Source organism: Bacillus sp. MYb209, assembly GCF_002975175.1.
Taxonomy (GTDB): Bacteria; Bacillota; Bacilli; order Bacillales; family Bacillaceae_G; genus Bacillus_A.
Genome location: NZ_PCNZ01000001.1, coordinates 1 through 20,752 on the forward strand (window position 1 = coordinate 1; position 20,752 = coordinate 20,752).

The window sequence follows — 20,752 nt, forward strand, 5'->3', positions numbered from 1 at the left end:
CTTCTTGATGTTGCCTAACTTTTTTCAAAATGTCCTTTACAAAGGGTACAGATTAAAATTCTATAACTTTTTTAAATTTAACCTATTTTCTTATTCGCTCTAGCTGCTGGATGAACTTCATTTTTCATTTTCACAACACTAATGCCGTATCCAATTAATCCACCAATTACTGCTGGTAATACCCAGCCTAATCCAACTTCATGCATCGGAAGTAGCTTAGTAAGAACATCATTCACTACTGCTACCTTTACACCAGCTGCATTTAATCCATCAAACATACTCACGATAAATGTTACTAATAAACTACCTTGATACACTTCTGCTCTTCCTTTGAATAAAGGATGAAGAAGCGTCAGGAAAATCAATACGATTGCTAATGGATAAATCGCTGTTAATACAGGAACTGAAATTGCGATTAACTGTGTTAATCCTACATTCGCAATAACTGCACTAAAAACAGATAATATAATCGCGATTGCCTTATAAGGAACCCCAGGCAACAACTTATGGAAAAATGAAGAGCACGCTGAGACAAGTCCAACGCTAGTTGTTAAACATGCTGCTATAACCATTATACCTAATATAACTCCGCCGTATGAACCGAAATAATAATTTGAAACCTTCGCTAATACTGCACCACCGTTGTCTAAGTGACCAAGTTTTGCAACACTTGAAGCCCCCATAAATGAAAGTGCTGAATAAATTATTGCTAAAATAGATGCAGCGATCAATGTTGCTTTTGCACAAACAATCATAATTTCTTTTTTTGTTTTTGCGCCCTTTTCTTTAATAGCATTGATAATGATAATACCAAATACGAATGATGCTAACGTATCCATTGTTAAGTATCCTTCTTGGAATCCTTTAAAGAACGCATGTGATGTATAAGCCTCTGCAGGTGCTTGCATTTCTCCCATTGGATGAATAAAAGCAAAGACTACCAAAATTCCAATAAACGTTAATTTAATTGGCGTCAAGATTTTTCCTACAATATCGACAATTTTCGCAGGGTTTAGCGAAAAAAAACAAGTGATGCTAAAGAATACCATTGTGAAAAGAATTAAAGCTGTAGAACTTAACCCCTCTGGCACGAAAGGTTTAATACCAATCTCATAAGAAACGCTTCCTGTTCTTGGAATAGCAAATAATGGACCGATCGCCAGATATAAAACTGTTGTAAATACAATACCGAATACAGGATGAACTCGGCTTGCTAATGACTGCAAATCTTCCTTACCCGAAATTCCAAATGCCAATACACCAAGTAGTGGCAACCCTACTCCTGTAACTAAAAATCCAGCGTTAGCAATCCAAACATTTTCACCTGCTGATTGACCAAGCATTGCTGGGAAAATTAAATTTCCTGCTCCAAAAAATAGTGCAAATAACATTAATCCAATAACTACTATGAACGAAAACGGTACTTTATTCGCCATAATATAACCCCCATTCAAAATTCCTTATCTCATTTCCAAATTTAACTAATTGAATTTTCTGAATATTTAATTTAAGTATCAACTATTCTTGAACTTATTATAGTTTGATATATAATATTTTGCAATACTATTTTCTAACTTTTCTTTTATTTTATAAATATACATTTTTTTACACGAAAACCAGACTAAAAAACCAACATGGTCATCCATGCTGGTTTTTCCGTTTACTATCATTAATTAAAATTTCGCCGCTACTTTCTTAACGTTTTCTAAACCTTCTTCAACAATTTGTTGTGAGCGATCTGGATATTGATTGTGTCCTTCAATTACAACTGTCTCTGGATTTGTAATCCCCCAGAATCCAAGCACATTTGTTACATAGTTAACTGCCATTTCCATAGGAGCCATTTGTTCTGAAGAGTAATCTGAACCACGAGCACCTAACACAACTACTTTCTTATTCCCTGCTAAACCTTCTGGACCATTTACTGTATATTTAAACGTTTTTCCAGCTTGAGATAAGTATGAAATATACGTGATTAATGGTGCCGGTACTGTAAAGTTCCATAATGGGAATGCAAATACTACTTTTTCAGCTTCTAAAAACTGGTTTAAGTATTTATCTACTGTAGCGACTGCCTTCTCTTCTTCAGCTGTTAGCTCCATTCCTTGACTACGTTTATATCCACCTGAAATAGCGATGTTCCCGTAATAAGGAAGATCTAATGCAAATAAATCTAACTCCGTTATTTCTGTATTTGGATTCGCTTCTTTATAAGCACTTACAAATGTTTCATACATTTTCGAACTAATTGCTTGCTCCGCTGGGCGATCGTTCGCTTTTACAAATAATACTTTTGACATTGTTTTATTCTCCTCTACTTTTTCATTTTCTTCTTTTTTACCAAATAATGAGCTAAATAATCCCATTCTCTTCACCTAAACTTTCTTTTCATATTCATTATTCATCAGCATTAAAAATCTTATTCCAGTAAAAGGTTTCGTCACGTATTGCTGAAGTCATCTCATTGAACTCCATTTCAATACTTTTTCTAAACTGACTTTTAACTTTTAGTTATTTAATTACCTTATGTAAGTGATTATATTAGCGTTACTTACTTTAGTCAAGTAACTTTTTTATCAAGAGAAAACTCTTGAATTAAAAATAATAACGAAAGATATTTCCTCAGTCGAAATGATAAATCCGAAAACACATAAGTGAAATACCTTGTATAATACAACTAGAGAGGGAAATTCATCTATAGAGAGGATTTATTAATGAGTACTTTAGAAAAGATTCAAACCTTTATCATTCTTGCAGCTGTTATATTCGGGGTTATATTAGGACAATTTAATATCATACATATGTATTCGGAAAAATGTATTGTCCCCTTCTTATTTTTAATGCTTTACGGATTATTCCTCAGCATCCCATTAAAGGATATAAAAAACGGATTCCGTAACTTGAAATTTGCTGGAACAAGCCTTGGTATTAACTTTATATGGACACCTTTGCTTGCTTGGGGATTAGGCGCGTTATTTCTTTCAGCTCACCCCGCACTTTGGGTTGGATTTATAATGTTAATGGTTACTCCATGTACAGACTGGTATTTAATTTTCACAGAGATTGCAAAAGGTAACGTAGCTCTATCTACATCCATTCTACCTGTGAATTTAATTTTGCAAGTATTGTTACTACCCGTTTATTTATTTTTATTTGCAGGTGTAATGAAAACCGTAGAGATTTCTGTTTTAGCAGAAAGCATCGTTATCGTACTTGTCTTACCATTTTTACTAGCACACGGCACAAAATTCATTATGAATAAAATGAAAAAGAACAATGTATTAGAGAATAAGCTCATTCCGTTTTTCAGTTCTGCTCAAATCGTATTTTTAAGCTTAGCAATACTAGCGATGTTTGCCTCACAAGGAAAATACTTATTACAAAATATGAATGTTGTTTTATTATTACTTATACCAGTGTTACTGTTCTTCATGATTAACTTTATACTAGGACAGTTTGTAGGACGTATGATGCATTTATCCTATGAAGACACTGTAAGCCTAAGCTTAACAACATTAGCGAGAAACTCACCTGTTGCACTCGCAATTGCTGTGACTGCTTTTCCAGACGAACCTCTTATTGCACTTGCCTTGGTCATTGGGCCATTAATTGAATTGCCTGTGCTTGCTAGTGTTTCACAAGTATTGTTGCTTATTAAGAGAAAACAACGAGTGGTAGAAAGTTAACAATAAAAAGAGCCTGCTTTATTAACAGCAGGCTCTTTTTATTAATTCTCAAACACAAAATTAATTTTATTATCTTTCCACTCTAACTTCGCATCAAACGTTTTCTCGCCTTTTTTAAAGCCTTTTATTAAATCGGTCTTCTCACCTTTTAATAGCTTTGTCATGTTCTTTTGCGAAATTGTTTTACTTAATATCTTTTTTGAGATTGTAAAATCACATTGTGTTGTATTGTAGTTAGAACAACCGTAAAATGTCGACTTATCAATCACATCACCATCACATTTTTTACAGCTACCAACCTTTTTACCTGTCGTAAATTTCGATCCTTTTCGTTCAATCGATTCAACATGTAATCCAGTGAAATCCCATTTCTCAGACATTTCAACTGCGTCTTCAATAATTTTAGCTGACAGTTTCTTCGTCTGTTCCATAAATGTAGCTGGTGAAGCTGTACCTTCACCAATTTCCGCAAGACGTTGCTCCCATTTCGCCGTCATTTCTGGCGAAGCTAAAATTTTGTCGCCGATTGCTGTAATTAATACTTTTCCTTTATCGGTTGCGTACACTTGATTTTTCTGCACATCTATATATTTACGGTCTTTCAGCATCGTAATAATACCTGCACGAGTTGCCTCAGTACCTAGACCTTCTGTTTTCTTTAACACTTTCTCCAGCTCTTCATTCTCTAAATACTTACCTGCTGTTTTCATTAACGTAATAAGTTGTCCTTCTGTATAACGCTTTGGTGGCTGTGTTTTTCCTTCTTTCACTTTCACCTTTACAACTTTTCCTTGTTCGCCTTCTGCGACAATTGGAAGAATCGTTTCGTCATCTTTATCATCTTGGAAAATAACTTTACGCCAACCTTCTTGAATTTGCTGTTTTCCTTTCGAAATGAACTCAGCACGTTCGTCTACAAGAGTTGTAATCGTTGTGTAGTCAAAGATGGCTACTTCATAATGCGCCGCAATAAGTCTTCTTACGATCATATCGTAAATTTTCTTTTCATCACCTGATAGTTTGCTTGGATTTGTAACTTGCTCTGTCGGTATAATTGCGTAGTGATCTGTAACTTTCTTTTCATTCACATAACGCTTATTGTTCATAATCGATTCAATTGGTGCTGGTAATAAACCTTTATATTCATCAAACTGACTTAACTTCTGTAAAATATCAGGGAACGTCGCTGCCTCTCCTTGTGTAACATAATTAGAATCCGAACGTGGATAAGAGACTATCCCTTTTTGATATAGTGCTTGCGTTATATCAAGCGTCTTTTTCGGTGAAAATTTAAAGGCTTTATTCGCTGTCGCTTGCAGTGCTGATAAATTAAATAAAAACGGCGGCTGAAACTCTTTACGCTCCGTTTTCATTTCTTTTACTACAGCCAGTTTGTTTTGACAAAACGCTGCAATTTTATTTGCCAAATCAGGATCATTTAAGCGGGACTCATTATCTTTTTCCCATTTCCCCTCATACTTCTTTCCTTCTATATTAAAGGTTGCGAACACTTCCCAAAACGGCTCTGATTTAAAGTTCTCTATTTCTTTCTCCCGTTTTACGATTAACGCGAGTGTCGGTGTTTGTACACGACCAGCGGAAAACACATCATTCATTCCTTTTTTCTTTAGCAAAATACTAAAGACACGCGATGCATTCATACCAACGACCCAGTCAGCGCAAGATCTTGTATATGCTTCGTAATACGTATTAATCGTATCTGCTTCATCTAGTAAGTTTTTAAACCCTTGGTAAATAGCTTGTTTCGTTAAAGATGAAATCCAAAGGCGCTTCATCGGCTTTTGCACGCTGCAAAGATTAATAATATTTCTTACAATCAGTTCACCTTCACGCCCAGCATCGCCCGCGTGAATAATTTCTGTTACCTGAGGATTATGTAACAGCTGTTTCACTACATTAAATTGTTTATACTTCGACTTTGTTACTTCAAATTGAAAACGCTCTGGAATCATAGGTAACGTATTAAGTGACCATTTTTTCCACTCTGCGTGATAATGTTCTGGATTACATAACTGCGTCAAATGACCAATTGCCCATGTACAGTACGCTCCATTTGGAAATAACTCATTTGCTTCTACTTCTAAATATCCATCTTTCCGGCGATATTTAAACTGTGAAACAAGAGCCAAACCTTGATCTGGTTTCTCGGCTAAGATTAATTTCATTTTATAACTCCCTATCTGTATTCCAGTGTTACTTTCATTGTATATCTGTTTAGAAGCGATGATAAAACAACAATCTTATTGATCATTCGCGGTTTGTCTCACAAATGGGAGACCTATAATATTATACGCTGATTCTTTATGGCTTCACAATAGAAACTCATTATATAACAACCTCTTTCGCATACTCACAAACAAAAAAGACGTCCAAAAATCGAGCGTCCTTTCCATTCACTACTATTTGCTTTCATATATTCTATAAAATTAAAAATATAACAATTCCTTATGAAGTATCGTCTACAAAGATAACCACCATTATTTGAAAATTATATTGAACTTACCTTTTTTAAATTGTGCAGATAATTTGCAGATATATATAAGCATAAGTACTCTCCATTTGAACATATGATGAAGTGAATGATAGGACAGGGAGGTATCATGATGTTTGCTTATACATTAACTGCCTTAACACTTTGTTGTATCTCGATTATTATTACATCGCATATTTCTAAACGTAAGGGTACCCTAATGGAGTATATGGTATTTATTATGTCTTTTAGTATGAGTATCGGTTTAAGTATCGGTTTTTATTTAGGTATTCTCTTTAAAGGAGAGTTACTATATTCTACTTTACTTGCTATTTTGATTAGTGGTTTTATCGGTTTTTTAGTCGGTCTACGTTTTCACCTGTATACTGCCTTAGAAGGAATGTTCTCTGGATTAATGGCAAGTATGATGGGAGCTATGATTACAGAGATGTTAAACGCTCAACAAGCCCATAGTATACTGTTCATTAGCCTCTTGCTTACCATAACGATAACTATGTCATGTATGATTCAGCTTTTATCAGAAACCTTTTCTACTTATATACATCGTCGGTTTCTATTATTACTTTCCATTAGCGTAGTAATTGTTCTTGCTGTATTCGTGACATTCCCAGATCATACTCTCCCATCTTCATCCGGGCACGATCAACATATGCATTAACACTTGCAACCAAAATTAATAAAGCAGCTATCCAATAAGATAACTGCTTTATATCATAATAAACTACATGAATTTTATATTATTCTGGCTTATTTGGAATATTAGGGTTTGGAACATAATCAGATTTATAATCTGTATATTTCACTTCTGTTACCATCCCCGCTGAAGCATGGTGTAAATCATGACAGTGGAACATCCAGCAATTAAAGATATTACGGAGACTGTAACTGCTGTTAATACAAATCTCTTCATCGAAAATTCCTCCTTTTTCTTTTTCAAGCTTATTATAGAAGACAATTTCCAAGAAAATATGGAGATTTAAAATGAGCAAAATAAAAAGGCGCCCAAAATTTGAGCGCCTCTTCTAATTATTATTTCGTAACAACTTCATCTTCTTTTACATTTACATTATTGTTACTCATAAACTCTTCAATCTCTTCAACTGTTCTAATGATATCTTTTGACAAGTTTTCATACCCGTCCTTTGTGATAAGAATATCATCTTCAATACGAATCCCAATTGATTCTTCTTCAATATATAGACCTGGTTCAATCGTAATAACCATACCTTCTTCTAATACTCTCTCTTTGTATGTTCCTACATCGTGAGTATCTAAACCGAGAAAGTGACTGACACCATGATAATAATATTTAGATAGTTCCTCGTCTTCTTGAATTAAACCAATTGCTTTACACTCTTCTGCTAGTACTTTTTTTGTATGCTCATTTAATGCAGCAAACTTTAATCCTGGCTTAATAAGTTCGGTTGTTTCTTTTAATGCTTTTAACACGATATTATACATTTGTTTTTGGCGACTAGAGAATGTTCCACTAGCTGGGAATGTGTAACTAATATCAGCATTGTAGTAATCTTTTTGAGCACCTAAATCGAGCAGTACTAAATCACCTTGATCCACTTTTGCATCATTATCTTCATAATGCAACACAGTAGCATTTTTACCGCTCGCTAAAATTGTATTGAATGCATGATGTTTAATTCCAGAAGATTTCAGCGTAAAATCAAAATGAGCTTCTAATTCATATTCCATCATATCTGCTTTTGCATGCTTCAACACATTATAAATACCCTCTTTAGTAACCGCGATAGCTTCTTTAATGATTTCAATTTCTTCTTCTGTTTTAAACACTCGTAATTCACAAATGTTTGGGTATACATTCCCAATTGTTATGTGCGGGTACTGTTCTCTTACATGTTTAGCAAACGCTAATGTTTTCGTCTCAGTACCGTTCCACTCACGAAGTTCCAAGTCTAAATTCACATGTTTCACATTTTCCACAAAAAGCGTATTCGTCATCGTCTTTTCAAAGCTATCTAAATACACAACTTTCTTTATACCTGATAATTTCTCTGCTTCTTCTTTAGAAACTGTTTTTCCAACCCACTTTTCAAGAACTGGATCTGATTTTTCAATGAAAAGAGTCTCTTCTACACTATTCCCAAACTTTTTTAACATGAAAATAACATTCGGCTCATCGATTCCCGTTAAGTAGTAAAAATTACGATTCGGTACAAATTTATAATGTGCATCGGCTGACATATGCGGTGCTTGTCCAGCAAATAAAATAGTAATAGACTCATCTGGTAATGTTTTCGTTAGTCGCTCTCTATTTTGAGCAAAAAATGTTGATTTCATAATAATCCCCCTAGCGTTCTATGTATGCATTTAAAGCTAATTGTCCTCTGTTATTCATTTTATTATTGTTATAATTTTTCGTCAATTATTAGCCTTTTTTAGATGGTGTTGACATAATAAAAATTACGCGTTAAAATAACTATAAATTAGTAAGTAACTAATTTAATTAAATCTAACTAGAGGTGAAAACAAATGCAAAACATTTTATTCCGTATTAACGAATTAGCAAAAAAAGAAAGAACATCTGGATTAACAGTTGATGAAAAACAAGAACAACAAATGTTGCGTCAAAACTATACAAAAACATTTCGCGGAAGCCTAGATTCTATTTTATTAAACACAAAAATTGTTGATCCAACTGGTGTTAATGTTACACCAGTTGCATTACAAGATGCTAAAGAGCGTTTGAAATTTAGTAAATGAGTTCCGCGCATAAGACCACATTTCAAAAAACATAAAAAGAGCTGGATTTCCTATATAGAAATTCCAGCTCTTTTTATTGTCTTTTCTAATTTAACATACGAGCGATACATCGCAATTCTCCACGATACAATCATCGCAAATGCGAGTAAGAAAAACATTCCACTTAACTGCGCTAAATCAATCGATTGACTTAAATATGATTTTAATGCTACTCGTACAGCTAATAACCCAACTAAAATAAATATAAACGCTTTAGACGGTTTCATATATATCTGCTCATTTCTTATTTCAAACTTCGTTGTTTTAATAAGAAATATAGAGAAAATAAGTCCTATGGTAATTGCTTCTACTATCTCTAAAGATGTTAACCGAAACTCTGGTAAGAAGTACATCACAGCACCAGTACTCATAAAAAATGGTGGTAATATAATTTTCTTTTTCGTTACCGGTTTTTTCGCTGCTTTAAAGCGTAGAAACATTACTCCAACAGCCATACAAACTGCTACGATACTTGATAAAAGTGCTACATTCATATTCATATTCCCCACTCCTATCTATTTAAAAGACTTTTTAAGCAAAATCATAAACCAAACGAGCCCGATACTTATAATGACATGAGCTAATCCAGTCATATGGCTTAAACCGTTAAAGTCAGTTCCGTTTACTTGTAGAAGACCTCTAAATACCATTGTAGCAATAGTAAAAATTAGTCCTATATTATAAACAACAAACCATGCACGAAAACTTTTTGTTTCTTGCATTTGAAATACTTTAAATAAAGCGAAAGCGACCAAAAAGAATATGAATCCTAATACTAATACGTGCGTATGCACTAATTGCAACATAGTAGAGCCTTTAATTCCTTGTGCTTTCGTATACTCTCTTGCAAATACTCCTGATAATAAACCAATTATTAAGTAAATGTATGCTGCATTATATAATTTCTTCATTATATTCCTCCTGCTGTAAACTTTCCATATTCGATGCAATAATTTTACGCAAAGATTATGAACGGAGTATGAACAAAATATTACATTCTATTTTTGAAAATAAAAAAGCCATTCCACAATTATTAATTGCGAAATGACTTTTCATCTTATTTTAAATCTTCAATTGAGAAAGCACCCGGCAACAATTGTTCAACCGTCACTTCTTTTTCATCGCCTTTTACATTCGTTAGTAAAACTGGCATTTTCGGATCACAAAATTCAGCAATAACTTGTCTACATGCACCACATGGTGAAATTGGTCCATCAGTTTCGCCTGTAATGACTAGGTAACTAAAGTCACGCTCACCTTCTGATACTGCTTTAAAGATTGCTGTTCTTTCTGCACAGTTACATAAACCGTAAGAAGCATTTTCTATATTACAACCAGTATAGATTTTACCTTCTTTCGTAACTAATGCAGCACCAACGGGAAATTTCGAATACGGAATATATGCTTTTGATAACATCTTATTTGCTTCTTCAATATATTTTTTCTTATCCATATTATTTCCTCCTCAAAGTAAATGTAATGATGATTAGTCAGTAATAACTGTATGAACTAATTTAGGAGCCACTGCTGTTTCAGCGATAGAAATGTTCTCATAAATTTTTGCTTTTACATCTTCTACATTTTCGCGATTTGCATAAATCGTTACGAATGGCTCGCCTTCTTTTACTGCATCGCCAACTTTTTTACGTAACATTAAACCTACAGCTAAATCGATTTCATCTTCTTTCGTTGCACGGCCTGCACCAAGTAACATAGCTGCGATACCGATTTCATCTGCAACAATGTTTGAAATAACACCTGAAGTTTTTGCAGGTACATCAATTACATACTTCGCTTGTGGCATTTTTTCTGGATTGTCTACAATCGAGCTGTCTCCGCCTTGATTGCTTAAGAACTCTTTAAATTTCTCAGTTGCTTTTCCGTTTTTCATAACTTCAATTAGCATTTCACGAGCTTCTTCTAATGTATTTGCTTTTTTCGCAAGTACAACCATTTGGCTACCTAATACAAGTACTAATTCTGTTAAATCTTCTGGACCTTCGCCTTTTAAAGTATCAATTGCTTCCTTCACTTCTAAAGCGTTACCAATCGCAAAGCCAAGAGGTTGTGACATATCTGAAATTACTGCCATCGTTTGACGTCCAACATTATTTCCGATACGTACCATTGCATGAGCTAATTCTTTTGCGTCTTCTTCTGTTTTCATAAATGCACCAGCACCTGTTTTTACATCAAGTACGATCGCATCAGCACCCGCTGCAATTTTTTTACTCATAATTGAACTTGCAATTAGAGGAATCGAGTTTACTGTTCCTGTTACATCACGAAGTGCATAGATTTTTTTATCAGCAGGTGTTAAGTTTCCTGTTTGTCCGATAACAGCCACTTTATCACGGTTTACAATATCAATGAATTGCTCTTTCGTAATCTCAACGTGGAACCCTTCCACTGCTTCTAATTTATCAATTGTCCCGCCCGTATGTCCTAAACCACGGCCAGACATTTTTGCTACTGGTACATCTAAAGCGGCGACTAATGGTCCTAATACTAATGTTGTTGTATCACCAACACCACCAGTTGAATGTTTATCTACTTTAATGCCCTCAATTGCTGATAAGTCGATTGTTTCTCCAGATTCAACCATTGCCATTGTTAAGTCTGCACGTTCACGATCCGTCATATCTTGGAAGAAGATTGCCATTGCAAGTGCACTCGCTTGATAATCAGGAATACTTCCATCTGTATACCCTTTAATAAAGAAGTTAATTTCTTCAGTCGTTAATTCTTTTCCATCACGTTTTTTCGCAATAATATCTACCATTCTCATTGTAATCACCGTTCCTTTTTATATTATATGAATCTGTTAAAATAATAAGCCAACGATTGTTGCTGATAAGAAACTTACTAATGTTGCACCGAAAAGTAATTTCAAACCAAATCTTGCGACTACATTTCCTTGTTTTTCATTTAAGCTTTTCACTGCTCCTGCAATAATTCCAATTGAAGAGAAGTTTGCAAATGAAACTAAGAATACAGATATAATCGCTGTCGTTCTAGCTGAGAAATTAAAGTTTCCTTGCGCTAAATCTGTCATCGCTACAAATTCATTTGATACGAGTTTTGTCGCCATAATATTGCCGGCATTAACTGCTTCATGCCAAGGTACACCCATAATAAATGCAAATGGTGCAAATACATAACCTAGAATTTCTTGGAATGAGATACCGATTACACCTTTAAATACTGCATTAATGAATGCGATAAGAGCAACGAAACCAATTAACATAGCTGCTACTGTAATCGCAACTTTAAATCCATCTATAATATATTCCCCTAATACTTCAAAGAAGGTCTTTTTCTCTTCCTCTTGTACTTCTAACATATCTTCTTCTTCAGTAACTTCATAAGGGTTAATGATAGAAGCAATAATGAAGCCACCGAATAAGTTAAGCACTAAAGCGGTTACAACATATTGCGGTTTTAATAACACCATATATGATCCAACGATAGACATAGATACTGTAGACATTGCAGATGCACATAATGTATACATTCTTTTCTCTGGCAATAATCCCAGTTGTTTCTTAACTGAAATAAACACTTCAGATTGTCCTAAAATCGCAGAAGCTACCGCGTTATATGATTCGAGTTTACCCATCCCATTTACTTTACTTAATGCTAGACCGATAGATTTCACAATAATAGGTAATACTTTAATATGCTGTAAAATACCTATTAAAGCTGATATAAATACGATTGGCATTAATACACTTAAAAAGAATGAAAACTCTTTTTGATTTACTAATCCACCAAATACGAAATTCACACCATCAGCGGCATATTTTAATAACTCTCCAAAACCATCTGCTATTCCGCTAATTAATATATTCCCAATGCTCGTATTTAATAATAAGAATCCCAGTATAAATTGAAGTATAATCATCGTTATAATCGGACGATATTTTACTTTACTTCTATTATTACTAGCAAGCCAAGCGATACCTAAAATTAATACGAGGCCAAAAACACCGATTAAGTATTTCATAAGCCGTCTCCTCCCATTCGTATCCGCTTACATCTTTTTCAATTGTTAGAGCAATAGATACACTTTATTTTAAACGTGTATCTATTGCTTTTCACACTTTATTAATTAGTAGTTATCTGTAGCACCTTTTGCATCGTTTAATACGATTGCAACACTAGCACTTGCTCCAACGCGTGAAGCTCCAGCAGCTACCATTTTCTCTGCATCTTCACGTGTACGAACGCCACCAGATGCTTTTACACCAACGTTTGGTCCAACTGTTTTACGCATTAACGCGATATCTTCAGCAGTTGCTCCGCCAGTTGAGAATCCAGTTGAAGTTTTTACGAAATCAGCGCCAGCTTTTACTGATAATTCACAAGCACGAACTTTTTCTTCGTCTGTTAGAAGGCAAGTTTCAATGATTACTTTTACAAGAGCTTTTCCTTTTGCTGCTTGTACTACTTCATAAATATCTTTTTCAACGAACTCATTGTCGCCATCTTTTAAAGCACCTACGTTGATTACCATATCAACTTCAGTTGCACCTTTTGCGATAGCATCTTTTGTTTCGAATGCTTTTGTTTCAGTAGTGCTTGCTCCTAATGGGAAACCGATTACAGTACAAACGTCTACATCATGTCCAGCTAATTCTTCAGCAGCTAGCTTTACCCATGTAGGATTAATACAAACTGAAGCAAATTTGTATTGCTTTGCCTCTTCGATTACTTTCATAACATCTTCTTTAGTAGAATTTGGTTTTAAAATTGTATGGTCAATTAACTTTGCAATGTTCATTATCTTCACTCCTCATATCTTTTAACAACTTCATTCTAACCCTTAGTTGAACAAATGTAAATATACTTTTGAAATTTTGTTCATTCTTTTTTAGAAGGGAATTTCTTGTAATACATTGAAAGTAGTATAAGCTTGTAAATAAAGGATGTGAACCACTTGTTTAAGTCAAAATTCTTTATATTCACATTGCTAGTATGCACCTCACTATCCATATTTATTTTTTATAAAAAAGATGTTATTTTCCAAGAAGGAAACCCCATTCCATTTGCTTTAGCTATGTCTAAGATGGTTATTCAAGATAAAGAAATGGTGGAAGTAGAACCGATAGATAATCAATACCCCTACTTAGTAAAGCGCGGAAAAATGGAACCTTTTATCGATATGATGGAGCAAGATGGATGGACTTTTGTAGATAGAGATATTATGGCTAACTCACTAATTTTTGAAAAAGGAGATCAATCAAAGAGCGTTCCTTACAAATACTTTACAAGGTACTACACCTTGATTTATTCATACTAAAATAGAAGGCCCTCTCAAAATAATACCGTTGAGAGAGCCTTCTATTTCTAACCTTTTTGATAATGTAACAATTCCTTCGCCGTATGCTGATCGATAATTAATACATTTGCATACCCGCCACGTAACGCACCATCAATTGCTTTTACTTTTCTATTACCACCTGCAACTAAAATAGAACGTTTCTTTAATTTAAGTTCCTCTAACTCAATTCCAATTGTACGCTTATTAATTTCTTCGCTACTAATATTTCCGTCTCCATCAAAGAAACGTGAACAAATGTCACCGACAGCTTGTTTTTTCAGAATGTTCGTTTCATCCTTATCTAAATATCCTAATCGGAATAATAACGCTTCATCACGCACTGTACCAACAGTAAAGATTGCAATATTTGCTTGTTTCCCCATTTCAATTATGTGATGAATATGTCTATCTTGCTCCACTAATTCTTTTGTCACCGCATTATCAAATATAACTGGAAGTGGTAGATTTCTTGGCGTCGTTTGAAAAGCATCTGCAAATAAAGCGATGGTTTCATTCGCATATGTATTTACACTTGAGTGACTAATGCCACCTTTTAATTGGACAACCTCTACTCCTTTTACATGTTGCGGCACGATTTTCCTAGCGATTTCATACATCGTCATTCCCCAGCTTACACCAACGATATCACCAGTTTTCACTGTCTTTTCCATATACTCAGCAGCATATTTACTAATGTACTCCGTAATCGTTGCATATTCCGGAACTGGAGAAAATACAACATGTGCTTCTAACAAATTATACTTTTCTTTAAGTAAATTCCCGACATTATCTAAATCAGCAAATGGATCAGCTATACTAATTTGAACAAACCCTTTTTCTTTCGCGTACTTTAATAATCTAGAAATCGTCGGTCTTGAAATATTTAATTTGTTAGCAATTTCTTGCTGACTATAATCTGATTGATAATATAATCTTGCAACTTCAACGCTTAATTGTTGTTTATCTTTTTCCATAGTAACTCATTACAAATCCTTTCCTGTATTTCCCTTTCGTTACAAGCATTATACAGCTTTATGCAAGAAATTTCGACTCCCTAAATTTCTCTGCCTAAACTTCTACTCCAATTAGTATATACAGTGAAGCTTTATTGTGTAGCTCCATAAACTCAATACAGATGATCTTGAATCAGATAAATCTCATATGCATTTCATTCTTTTTGTTCTTTCTGTAGTAACGATAACAAAGCCCTTCAATAACAAACATTAAATATCGTTTATGGAACTTCCTTAACGTACGGTAAAACCAAGTTTTTTAACATAGAAATTCCTTAGCGTACGCTAAGATTCTTTCAACATAAAGATTGTTGATAACTTGTACGTGTCAGAACAGCTGCAACATGAATACATTCCATATATAGGTCGTCAGCATCTGTATCTTTCACGCTAACTTTTATACTTGTATACTCAAAATCCCTTTGATTTGTTTTTGGATGGTAAAACATGTTTCTCTACTCTTTCATATAGAGTAAGCAATTGCTTGATAAAAGAAAATTTCGGTACTAACCAATACGAAAATAACGCTGAAACACATCCTATTAAAGCCCCTGTTGCAACATCAAAAGGATAATGAACCCCTACCCAAATACGAGAGATCGCTACACAAAATGCAAGTATAAGCCATAACCATCCAGTCTTTTTACGAACAAGCCAAAACGAAAAACAAATCGAAAAAAAGAGAATCGTATGGTCACTAGGAAATGAATTATCTACAGCATGGTCGACAAGTTTATTAACATCAGGCAATACTGCAAACGGTTGATAATTCAAATGAAATTTCCCTGCTATTTTTCCAATCACCTCAGCAATCACAAAAGCAACCATCGCTTGAATAACCATCATCCTACTTTTTCTGGACCCGGTAAACCAATAAGCTATAATAATTAAACCAAAAATATATACCATATATTCTGCCAAAAATACCATGGCTGAGTTTAGGAATGAATATTGTTTACCTAAATCATTAATTGCTCGAAAAATATCAATATTGAATTGAGAAAAAGACATTTTCAAATCCCTCCTTTATAGTAAGGTGTTTAACTGATTGCCATATACCTTCATTACATGAATAGTTTTGATTATTGTACTCATCTAAAAATACCAACCTTCTTGTACGCTTATAATTTTATTATGGGAAAAAAGGTTTAAATGGGACTTAACTACTTCTTAACTATGTGAATGTACTGTTTCTTCCTCTAACATGACGTTTTCACTTAAAAAACAAGCGGCATACGTACGTATATTTCGACTAACGTTTTTAAACGTGAGCTGAGAAAACGTCATCTTCCTTCCCCTCCCACGCTTTTTTTACTTTCATAAAAATAGGTATCACCATGAGTATGACATCTCCTTCTTCTTTCTTCTTTTTCACTATAATAAAAAAAGAAAAAGGAAAACATCGAACTTTCTTACAAACATTCGTGCATTCTTACAGTCTTGTCATTTTTCTCGCCATTTTGTAAATGTGTTCATCGCCTTGCCTTTCGCTATTTTCAAAAACTCTTGTAACTCTGGGTTTATATTCGTCTTTCGGTATGCAACGGCTAGTTCCGCAACAATTTTAGAATCACATATTTCTTTGTAGACAACTTCTGATTGATATAATTTATTTGCAGACACTTATCCGCTGTTAATTAAATAAGAAAAATTATATGTTTCTAATACATGTTTTTGATCGAGCTTTAATTTAAACCTACAAAGAATTAAGGAAAGTACCCAAAACGACCGTTTATGGGACTTTACTTATTTCTACCTAAATAGAGAAAAATACTATTCAAATTCAGTTTCAAAACTCATTACCAAAAATAAAAGCTCCTAACATATTAGTCATATATAATATGACTAATATGTTAGGAGCTTGATATTTTAAGTTTTTTTGTGGATTTAGGTCTTGATAACGTACGAAATTCGCGTTTTGATGGCGAGACCCCATCGCCATCAAGCTAAGATTTTGAAGTAACCCCTAATATAGGATTTTTTCTTATTAAGCAAACGGGATAGATTGTTAAGGACCTCATTTTTAAAGCCCATGTTAGATAGGTATATAAAATTAGTATGAAGGTGTGAAATCAATTGTAAAATGATAGTTTTAGAATAAGTGAATAAGAGAAATAACCACCATTGATTATTTCTCTTTTCATATACATATTTATTTTTGGAAAAATAGCCTGACTCCAAATACTAACAATACTGTGCCAGTAATACCCTCTATTGTACGGTTCACTTTTTCTTTTCTTAAAAAAGTTCTTAATTGACGTATTAGTGAGATATAAAGTAAATACCATATTGCTGTCAAAGCCGTAAATGTGAGTCCTAACAAAAGAAATTGGAAGAGATGACTTTGATTGCTCACAATAAATTGGGGTAGAAAACTAAGGAAAAATACAGCAGTTTTTGGATTTAAGATTGCCGTGGTAAATCCTTGTCTAAAACTTTTAATCGTTCCAATATCCTTAGAGTTCATTCCCACTAAACCTGACATATTTTCTTTTTTAGAAAAGGCACTTTTAATTGACTTTACAGCTAAGTAAATTAAATAAAAAGCCCCAGCATATTTTATTAATGTAAATAGCATAGCAAATTTCATTAGGATAGCAGAAAGTCCTAGTGTAGCCATTATTGTATGAATCATCATTCCAGATACCGTTCCTAAGACGGTCTTTATCCCACCATTTTTACCATGAGAGATAGTGTTTTTTGTAACTAAGGCAAAACCGGGACCAGGCATTATTATGATTAGGATTGCTGTAAGGATAAATAACAAATAATTTTCCATGTTCTAGTATTTCCTTTCCAAATTTTAGTTTTGCCTATAGTATAGCTTTTTTACTTAAAACATTAAATATAAAAAGCGTGATCAGGAGTTTATCGAGGTTATTAGTATCAATTTGACCAAACATTATCCCAAAGCTACATTGATAAAACACACGGCAAACTTATGGGTAAAATTACAAGCTCGGCTCTCACAAAAAACGGGATAAAAAAATAAACAGCGGAACTAGTCCACTGTTTATTTCGTCACACCCTCATGTAATTTTTCTGTATAATCCTTTACATCTTTCCAGCTATCTTTCGCTGTATTTAAATCTTCTTTTATAAACGTAAATTCTTCTGGACTGATTCCTTTTACGTTTTGTAGTAAATTATTATATTTTGCACCTACCGTATACCACTGATTTGATATGTTTTGCAGTGCTGTAATTGCTGCATCAATTGTTTCTGTCATGTTTGTTGTTTTATTTTTCACATCTGTCAAAATTGCCACTTCTGCCTGCGCTCCAGAAATTCTATCTTTTAAATTGGCTATTTCTCTTTCTGCATTTGCGATATCTTTTTTCGCAATCGCAATCATCGGGCCGCCAGCAAGACAAGTTATTAGTGCTACGCAAAGTACGCCACCAGCAATGACCATATCATTACTCTTTTTGATCGAATCGTTATATGTATTGATTTGTTGCTCTAGAGCTGGAATGCCAGCGTTCGTACTTGCCAAAATCGCTGTTAATTGATTTGTATCCTCTTTATAACTATTTGTGTCTTTCGCCATTCTATCGCGAAAAGCTTTTAAATTCCCTAATAATACATCTACTTCATTTTGATTCTTTAAAATATCCGCATACAACTTTTCTAAATCCGCTTTTAATTTACCGCTATCTTTTTGATCAATCGCTACTAGCATGTCACTATAGTACACTTGAAAAGTATTGTTGTACTCGATAATATTTTGATCCGTTTTCATAATTTGAGGCTTCATATTATTTAACCAATACGCCGCGTTAATTTTTGCATCTCTTTGGTGCTGAACCATATTTCCTTTAAACTCACCATTAATTGAACTTATTTTACTCAAATCAGTCTCTTGTTGATTTTGAATTAATTTTGCATATGAATCCATTGCGAATATGCTCGACGTCGTTTGCGCCATTACATCTTGGAATCCTGCTGGTCCTAGAGAATAATTTTTCGCATTTTCTTGTAACATTTTTACGTTTTGTTCTGCTGCGAAAGGATGTAAAGGAAACGCATTACTCGTTGCCACCCCAGCAATCATTATCGTTAAAAGACATTTTTTATAGAAATTATTACGCATACTTATCACCTATTCTCTTATGAGGATGTGAAACGTTAGAGGTAAAAAAGCTCCTGCTCATTACTGAACAGGAGCTCTCTGTTTTAAAATATTAATCATCTGTACATAATGTTGTAACAGTTTAATCGCTATTATGCTTTCTTCGTATCTACTACTTTAATATCTTCAGCATAAATTTTTTCTGCATAGTCTTTAATGTTTTTCCAGCTATCTTTCGCAATGTTTAAATCTTCTTTAATGAAAACAAGGTCGTTTGGACTAATTGAATCTACATTTTGAAGTAAAGAATTGTATTTTGATCCCATTGTATACCATTGGTTTGAAATGTTTTGCAACGCTGTAATTGCAGTATCAATTGTGTTTGTTAAATACTCAGTTTGCGTTTTAATGTTCGTTAGTCCTGCCACTTCTAATTGGGCAGTTGTAACTTGTCCTGTTATCTTTTGAATTTCTGCCTGTGCATTATCAAGCTCTTTCTTCGCTAATACGATTCCTGCTGTACCACCACCTACTGCTGCTGCACCACCTGCAATTAATGCGATTCCTAGCGGAGTTCCTGCTCCCGTAGCAATAACAACCGCACCACCTATAATTGCAATTGGTCCTAATGCTGTCGCAACGGATGAACCGATAATAATTGCATTATATTTACTAATTGCTTCATTATACGTCGTGATTTGATTTTGCAAGAGCGGAATTCCAGCATCTTGACTAGCTAAGATAGATGTAATTTGATTTGCATCTCCCTTGAAATTTTGAGTATCCGACGTCATTTTATTTCGGAATTTCTTCAAGTCTTCTACTAACTGATCTACTTGCGCTTTATTTTCATTAATACTACTTGATAATCTAGTTAAACCTTTCGTAAGTGTTGCTTTATCCTTTGCATCAACCGCAGCAACTAAAGTATCATAATAGTTTTGGAATTTCGTATTGTAATTAATGATATTTTGATTTGTTGAAATAAGCTGTGGCTTCAATACATCTAGCCATTGTTTTGCATTCCCTCTAGCTGTATCTTGATGCTGAATCACTTTTCCTTTTAAAGCGGCATCAACTGACGATACATTTCCAAAATTAACATTGCCTTGTTTAATAATTGTTAAAGCGTACAGATCCATTACTAAAGCGTTAGAACCTGTTCTTTCCATTGCATCTTTAAGGCCTTCTGGTCCTAATGAATATTCTTCATACTCATTATAAGCTTTTGCTACCGCATGAACTGGAGCTTGTTTCACTGTACTTTCAGCTGCATACGTATGAGCCGGTATAATATTCCCTGCTGCAAATACTGCCATAAGTGCTGATAGAGCCATTACTTTATAAGGTTTTTTTGTCATTTTTCTTCTC

Annotated in this window: 20 protein-coding genes and 1 pseudogene; 4 read left to right on the forward strand and 17 right to left on the reverse strand. The window is 34.0% G+C overall.

The features are described 5' to 3' along the window. Positions 1-77: 77 nt before the first annotated feature. Together brnQ and CQZ94_RS00010 are read right to left on the reverse strand one after the other, a co-directional pair. Positions 78-1,436, reverse strand: coding sequence for a branched-chain amino acid transport system II carrier protein (brnQ, locus tag CQZ94_RS00005; protein ID WP_105583781.1), 1,359 nt, complete (start codon positions 1,434-1,436; stop codon positions 78-80). A gap of 237 nt (positions 1,437-1,673) precedes the next feature. Then, positions 1,674-2,366 carry an FMN-dependent NADH-azoreductase gene (locus CQZ94_RS00010; RefSeq protein WP_105583782.1) on the reverse strand — a complete coding sequence of 231 codons (693 nt, stop codon included), beginning with the start codon at positions 2,364-2,366 and terminating at the stop codon, positions 1,674-1,676. 348 nt (positions 2,367-2,714) lie between these two features. On the opposite strand from CQZ94_RS00010, the gene CQZ94_RS00015 reads away from it, so the two are divergent. Continuing rightward, on the forward strand, positions 2,715-3,686 hold the full coding sequence (locus CQZ94_RS00015; protein ID WP_105583783.1) for an arsenic resistance protein: 972 nt from the start codon (positions 2,715-2,717) through the stop codon (positions 3,684-3,686). A 41-nt stretch (positions 3,687-3,727) separates the two neighbouring features. Here CQZ94_RS00015 and topB read toward each other — a convergent pair whose 3' ends face one another. Continuing rightward, the gene (topB, locus tag CQZ94_RS00020; protein ID WP_105583784.1) at positions 3,728-5,872 is read right to left on the reverse strand and encodes a DNA topoisomerase III; all 2,145 of its coding nucleotides are present in this window, start codon (positions 5,870-5,872) and stop codon (positions 3,728-3,730) included. A gap of 438 nt (positions 5,873-6,310) precedes the next feature. Between topB and CQZ94_RS00030 the strand changes: the two genes are divergently transcribed. Further along, complete coding sequence (locus CQZ94_RS00030; protein WP_105583785.1) at positions 6,311-6,856, forward strand: hypothetical protein; 546 nt, start codon at positions 6,311-6,313, stop codon at positions 6,854-6,856. Between the two features lie 79 nt (positions 6,857-6,935). On the opposite strand, the pseudogene CQZ94_RS30805 reads toward CQZ94_RS00030, so the two are convergent. Further along, a pseudogene (locus CQZ94_RS30805) lies at positions 6,936-7,055 on the reverse strand (multicopper oxidase domain-containing protein); the annotation flags it as partial. 172 nt (positions 7,056-7,227) lie between these two features. Further along, positions 7,228-8,511 carry an aminopeptidase P family protein gene (locus CQZ94_RS00040; RefSeq protein WP_105583787.1) on the reverse strand — a complete coding sequence of 428 codons (1,284 nt, stop codon included), beginning with the start codon at positions 8,509-8,511 and terminating at the stop codon, positions 7,228-7,230. A 192-nt stretch (positions 8,512-8,703) separates the two neighbouring features. On the opposite strand from CQZ94_RS00040, the gene CQZ94_RS00045 reads away from it, so the two are divergent. Next, a complete protein-coding gene (locus tag CQZ94_RS00045) occupies positions 8,704-8,934 on the forward strand; it encodes a DUF896 domain-containing protein (protein ID WP_105583788.1) in 231 nt (76 codons plus the stop codon). 50 nt (positions 8,935-8,984) lie between these two features. Here CQZ94_RS00045 and CQZ94_RS00050 read toward each other — a convergent pair whose 3' ends face one another. The 6 genes from CQZ94_RS00050 to deoC all read right to left on the reverse strand — a co-directional run bounded on the left by CQZ94_RS00050 (position 8,985) and on the right by deoC (position 13,756). Next, on the reverse strand, positions 8,985-9,467 hold the full coding sequence (locus CQZ94_RS00050) for a CcdC family protein (protein ID WP_105584302.1): 483 nt from the start codon (positions 9,465-9,467) through the stop codon (positions 8,985-8,987). Between the two features lie 21 nt (positions 9,468-9,488). Beyond that, complete coding sequence (locus CQZ94_RS00055) at positions 9,489-9,884, reverse strand: DUF2871 domain-containing protein (protein WP_105583789.1); 396 nt, start codon at positions 9,882-9,884, stop codon at positions 9,489-9,491. A gap of 146 nt (positions 9,885-10,030) precedes the next feature. Then, on the reverse strand, positions 10,031-10,426 hold the full coding sequence (locus CQZ94_RS00060) for a cytidine deaminase (protein ID WP_000358532.1): 396 nt from the start codon (positions 10,424-10,426) through the stop codon (positions 10,031-10,033). A 33-nt stretch (positions 10,427-10,459) separates the two neighbouring features. After that, on the reverse strand, positions 10,460-11,761 hold the full coding sequence (locus CQZ94_RS00065) for a pyrimidine-nucleoside phosphorylase (RefSeq protein ID WP_105583790.1): 1,302 nt from the start codon (positions 11,759-11,761) through the stop codon (positions 10,460-10,462). A gap of 36 nt (positions 11,762-11,797) precedes the next feature. Next, entirely contained in the window at positions 11,798-12,979 is a 1,182-nt protein-coding gene (locus tag CQZ94_RS00070) for a NupC/NupG family nucleoside CNT transporter (protein ID WP_105583791.1), read from the reverse strand. Between the two features lie 105 nt (positions 12,980-13,084). Next, positions 13,085-13,756 carry a deoxyribose-phosphate aldolase gene (gene deoC, locus CQZ94_RS00075; RefSeq protein WP_105583792.1) on the reverse strand — a complete coding sequence of 224 codons (672 nt, stop codon included), beginning with the start codon at positions 13,754-13,756 and terminating at the stop codon, positions 13,085-13,087. Positions 13,757-13,912: 156 nt separating this feature from the next. On the opposite strand from deoC, the gene CQZ94_RS00080 reads away from it, so the two are divergent. Then, the gene (locus tag CQZ94_RS00080) at positions 13,913-14,275 is read left to right on the forward strand and encodes a hypothetical protein (protein ID WP_105583793.1); all 363 of its coding nucleotides are present in this window, start codon (positions 13,913-13,915) and stop codon (positions 14,273-14,275) included. Between the two features lie 47 nt (positions 14,276-14,322). Here CQZ94_RS00080 and CQZ94_RS00085 read toward each other — a convergent pair whose 3' ends face one another. From CQZ94_RS00085 to nheB, 6 genes are all read right to left on the reverse strand, one after another. Next, positions 14,323-15,270 carry a DNA-binding transcriptional repressor DeoR gene (locus CQZ94_RS00085; protein WP_105583794.1) on the reverse strand — a complete coding sequence of 316 codons (948 nt, stop codon included), beginning with the start codon at positions 15,268-15,270 and terminating at the stop codon, positions 14,323-14,325. Positions 15,271-15,720: 450 nt separating this feature from the next. Continuing rightward, positions 15,721-16,320, reverse strand: coding sequence for an undecaprenyl-diphosphatase (locus tag CQZ94_RS00090; RefSeq protein WP_105583795.1), 600 nt, complete (start codon positions 16,318-16,320; stop codon positions 15,721-15,723). A gap of 432 nt (positions 16,321-16,752) precedes the next feature. After that, positions 16,753-16,932, reverse strand: coding sequence for a type 2 periplasmic-binding domain-containing protein (locus CQZ94_RS00100; RefSeq protein ID WP_105583796.1), 180 nt, complete (start codon positions 16,930-16,932; stop codon positions 16,753-16,755). Positions 16,933-17,461: 529 nt separating this feature from the next. Further along, the gene (locus CQZ94_RS00105; RefSeq protein ID WP_105583797.1) at positions 17,462-18,088 is read right to left on the reverse strand and encodes a LysE family translocator; all 627 of its coding nucleotides are present in this window, start codon (positions 18,086-18,088) and stop codon (positions 17,462-17,464) included. 234 nt (positions 18,089-18,322) lie between these two features. Further along, the gene (gene nheC / locus CQZ94_RS00110) at positions 18,323-19,402 is read right to left on the reverse strand and encodes a non-hemolytic enterotoxin subunit C (protein ID WP_105583798.1); all 1,080 of its coding nucleotides are present in this window, start codon (positions 19,400-19,402) and stop codon (positions 18,323-18,325) included. Between the two features lie 131 nt (positions 19,403-19,533). Further along, positions 19,534-20,742, reverse strand: a complete 1,209-nt coding sequence (nheB, locus tag CQZ94_RS00115; protein ID WP_105583799.1) for a non-hemolytic enterotoxin NHE subunit B — start codon at positions 20,740-20,742, stop codon at positions 19,534-19,536. Positions 20,743-20,752: the final 10 nt, after the last annotated feature.

What these genes read in the sequence shown, in the direction of transcription:
- CQZ94_RS00045 (WP_105583788.1), top strand. Translation starts at nt 8,704, where the DNA reads ATGCAAAACATTTTATTCCGTATTAACGAATTAGCAAAAAAAGAAAGA.
- CQZ94_RS00065 (WP_105583790.1), bottom strand. Translation starts at nt 11,761, where the DNA reads ATGAGAATGGTAGATATTATTGCGAAAAAACGTGATGGAAAAGAATTA.
- CQZ94_RS00105 (WP_105583797.1), bottom strand. Translation starts at nt 18,088, where the DNA reads ATGGAAAATTATTTGTTATTTATCCTTACAGCAATCCTAATCATAATA.
- deoC (WP_105583792.1), bottom strand. Translation starts at nt 13,756, where the DNA reads ATGAACATTGCAAAGTTAATTGACCATACAATTTTAAAACCAAATTCT.
- CQZ94_RS00010 (WP_105583782.1), bottom strand. Translation starts at nt 2,366, where the DNA reads ATGGGATTATTTAGCTCATTATTTGGTAAAAAAGAAGAAAATGAAAAA.
- CQZ94_RS00050 (WP_105584302.1), bottom strand. Translation starts at nt 9,467, where the DNA reads ATGAATGTAGCACTTTTATCAAGTATCGTAGCAGTTTGTATGGCTGTT.
- nheC (WP_105583798.1), bottom strand. Translation starts at nt 19,402, where the DNA reads ATGCGTAATAATTTCTATAAAAAATGTCTTTTAACGATAATGATTGCT.
- CQZ94_RS00090 (WP_105583795.1), bottom strand. Translation starts at nt 16,320, where the DNA reads ATGTCTTTTTCTCAATTCAATATTGATATTTTTCGAGCAATTAATGAT.
- brnQ (WP_105583781.1), bottom strand. Translation starts at nt 1,436, where the DNA reads ATGGCGAATAAAGTACCGTTTTCGTTCATAGTAGTTATTGGATTAATG.
- CQZ94_RS00060 (WP_000358532.1), bottom strand. Translation starts at nt 10,426, where the DNA reads ATGGATAAGAAAAAATATATTGAAGAAGCAAATAAGATGTTATCAAAA.
- nheB (WP_105583799.1), bottom strand. Translation starts at nt 20,742, where the DNA reads ATGACAAAAAAACCTTATAAAGTAATGGCTCTATCAGCACTTATGGCA.
- CQZ94_RS00070 (WP_105583791.1), bottom strand. Translation starts at nt 12,979, where the DNA reads ATGAAATACTTAATCGGTGTTTTTGGCCTCGTATTAATTTTAGGTATC.
- CQZ94_RS00040 (WP_105583787.1), bottom strand. Translation starts at nt 8,511, where the DNA reads ATGAAATCAACATTTTTTGCTCAAAATAGAGAGCGACTAACGAAAACA.
- CQZ94_RS00055 (WP_105583789.1), bottom strand. Translation starts at nt 9,884, where the DNA reads ATGAAGAAATTATATAATGCAGCATACATTTACTTAATAATTGGTTTA.
- CQZ94_RS00030 (WP_105583785.1), top strand. Translation starts at nt 6,311, where the DNA reads ATGTTTGCTTATACATTAACTGCCTTAACACTTTGTTGTATCTCGATT.
- CQZ94_RS00015 (WP_105583783.1), top strand. Translation starts at nt 2,715, where the DNA reads ATGAGTACTTTAGAAAAGATTCAAACCTTTATCATTCTTGCAGCTGTT.
- CQZ94_RS00085 (WP_105583794.1), bottom strand. Translation starts at nt 15,270, where the DNA reads ATGGAAAAAGATAAACAACAATTAAGCGTTGAAGTTGCAAGATTATAT.
- topB (WP_105583784.1), bottom strand. Translation starts at nt 5,872, where the DNA reads ATGAAATTAATCTTAGCCGAGAAACCAGATCAAGGTTTGGCTCTTGTT.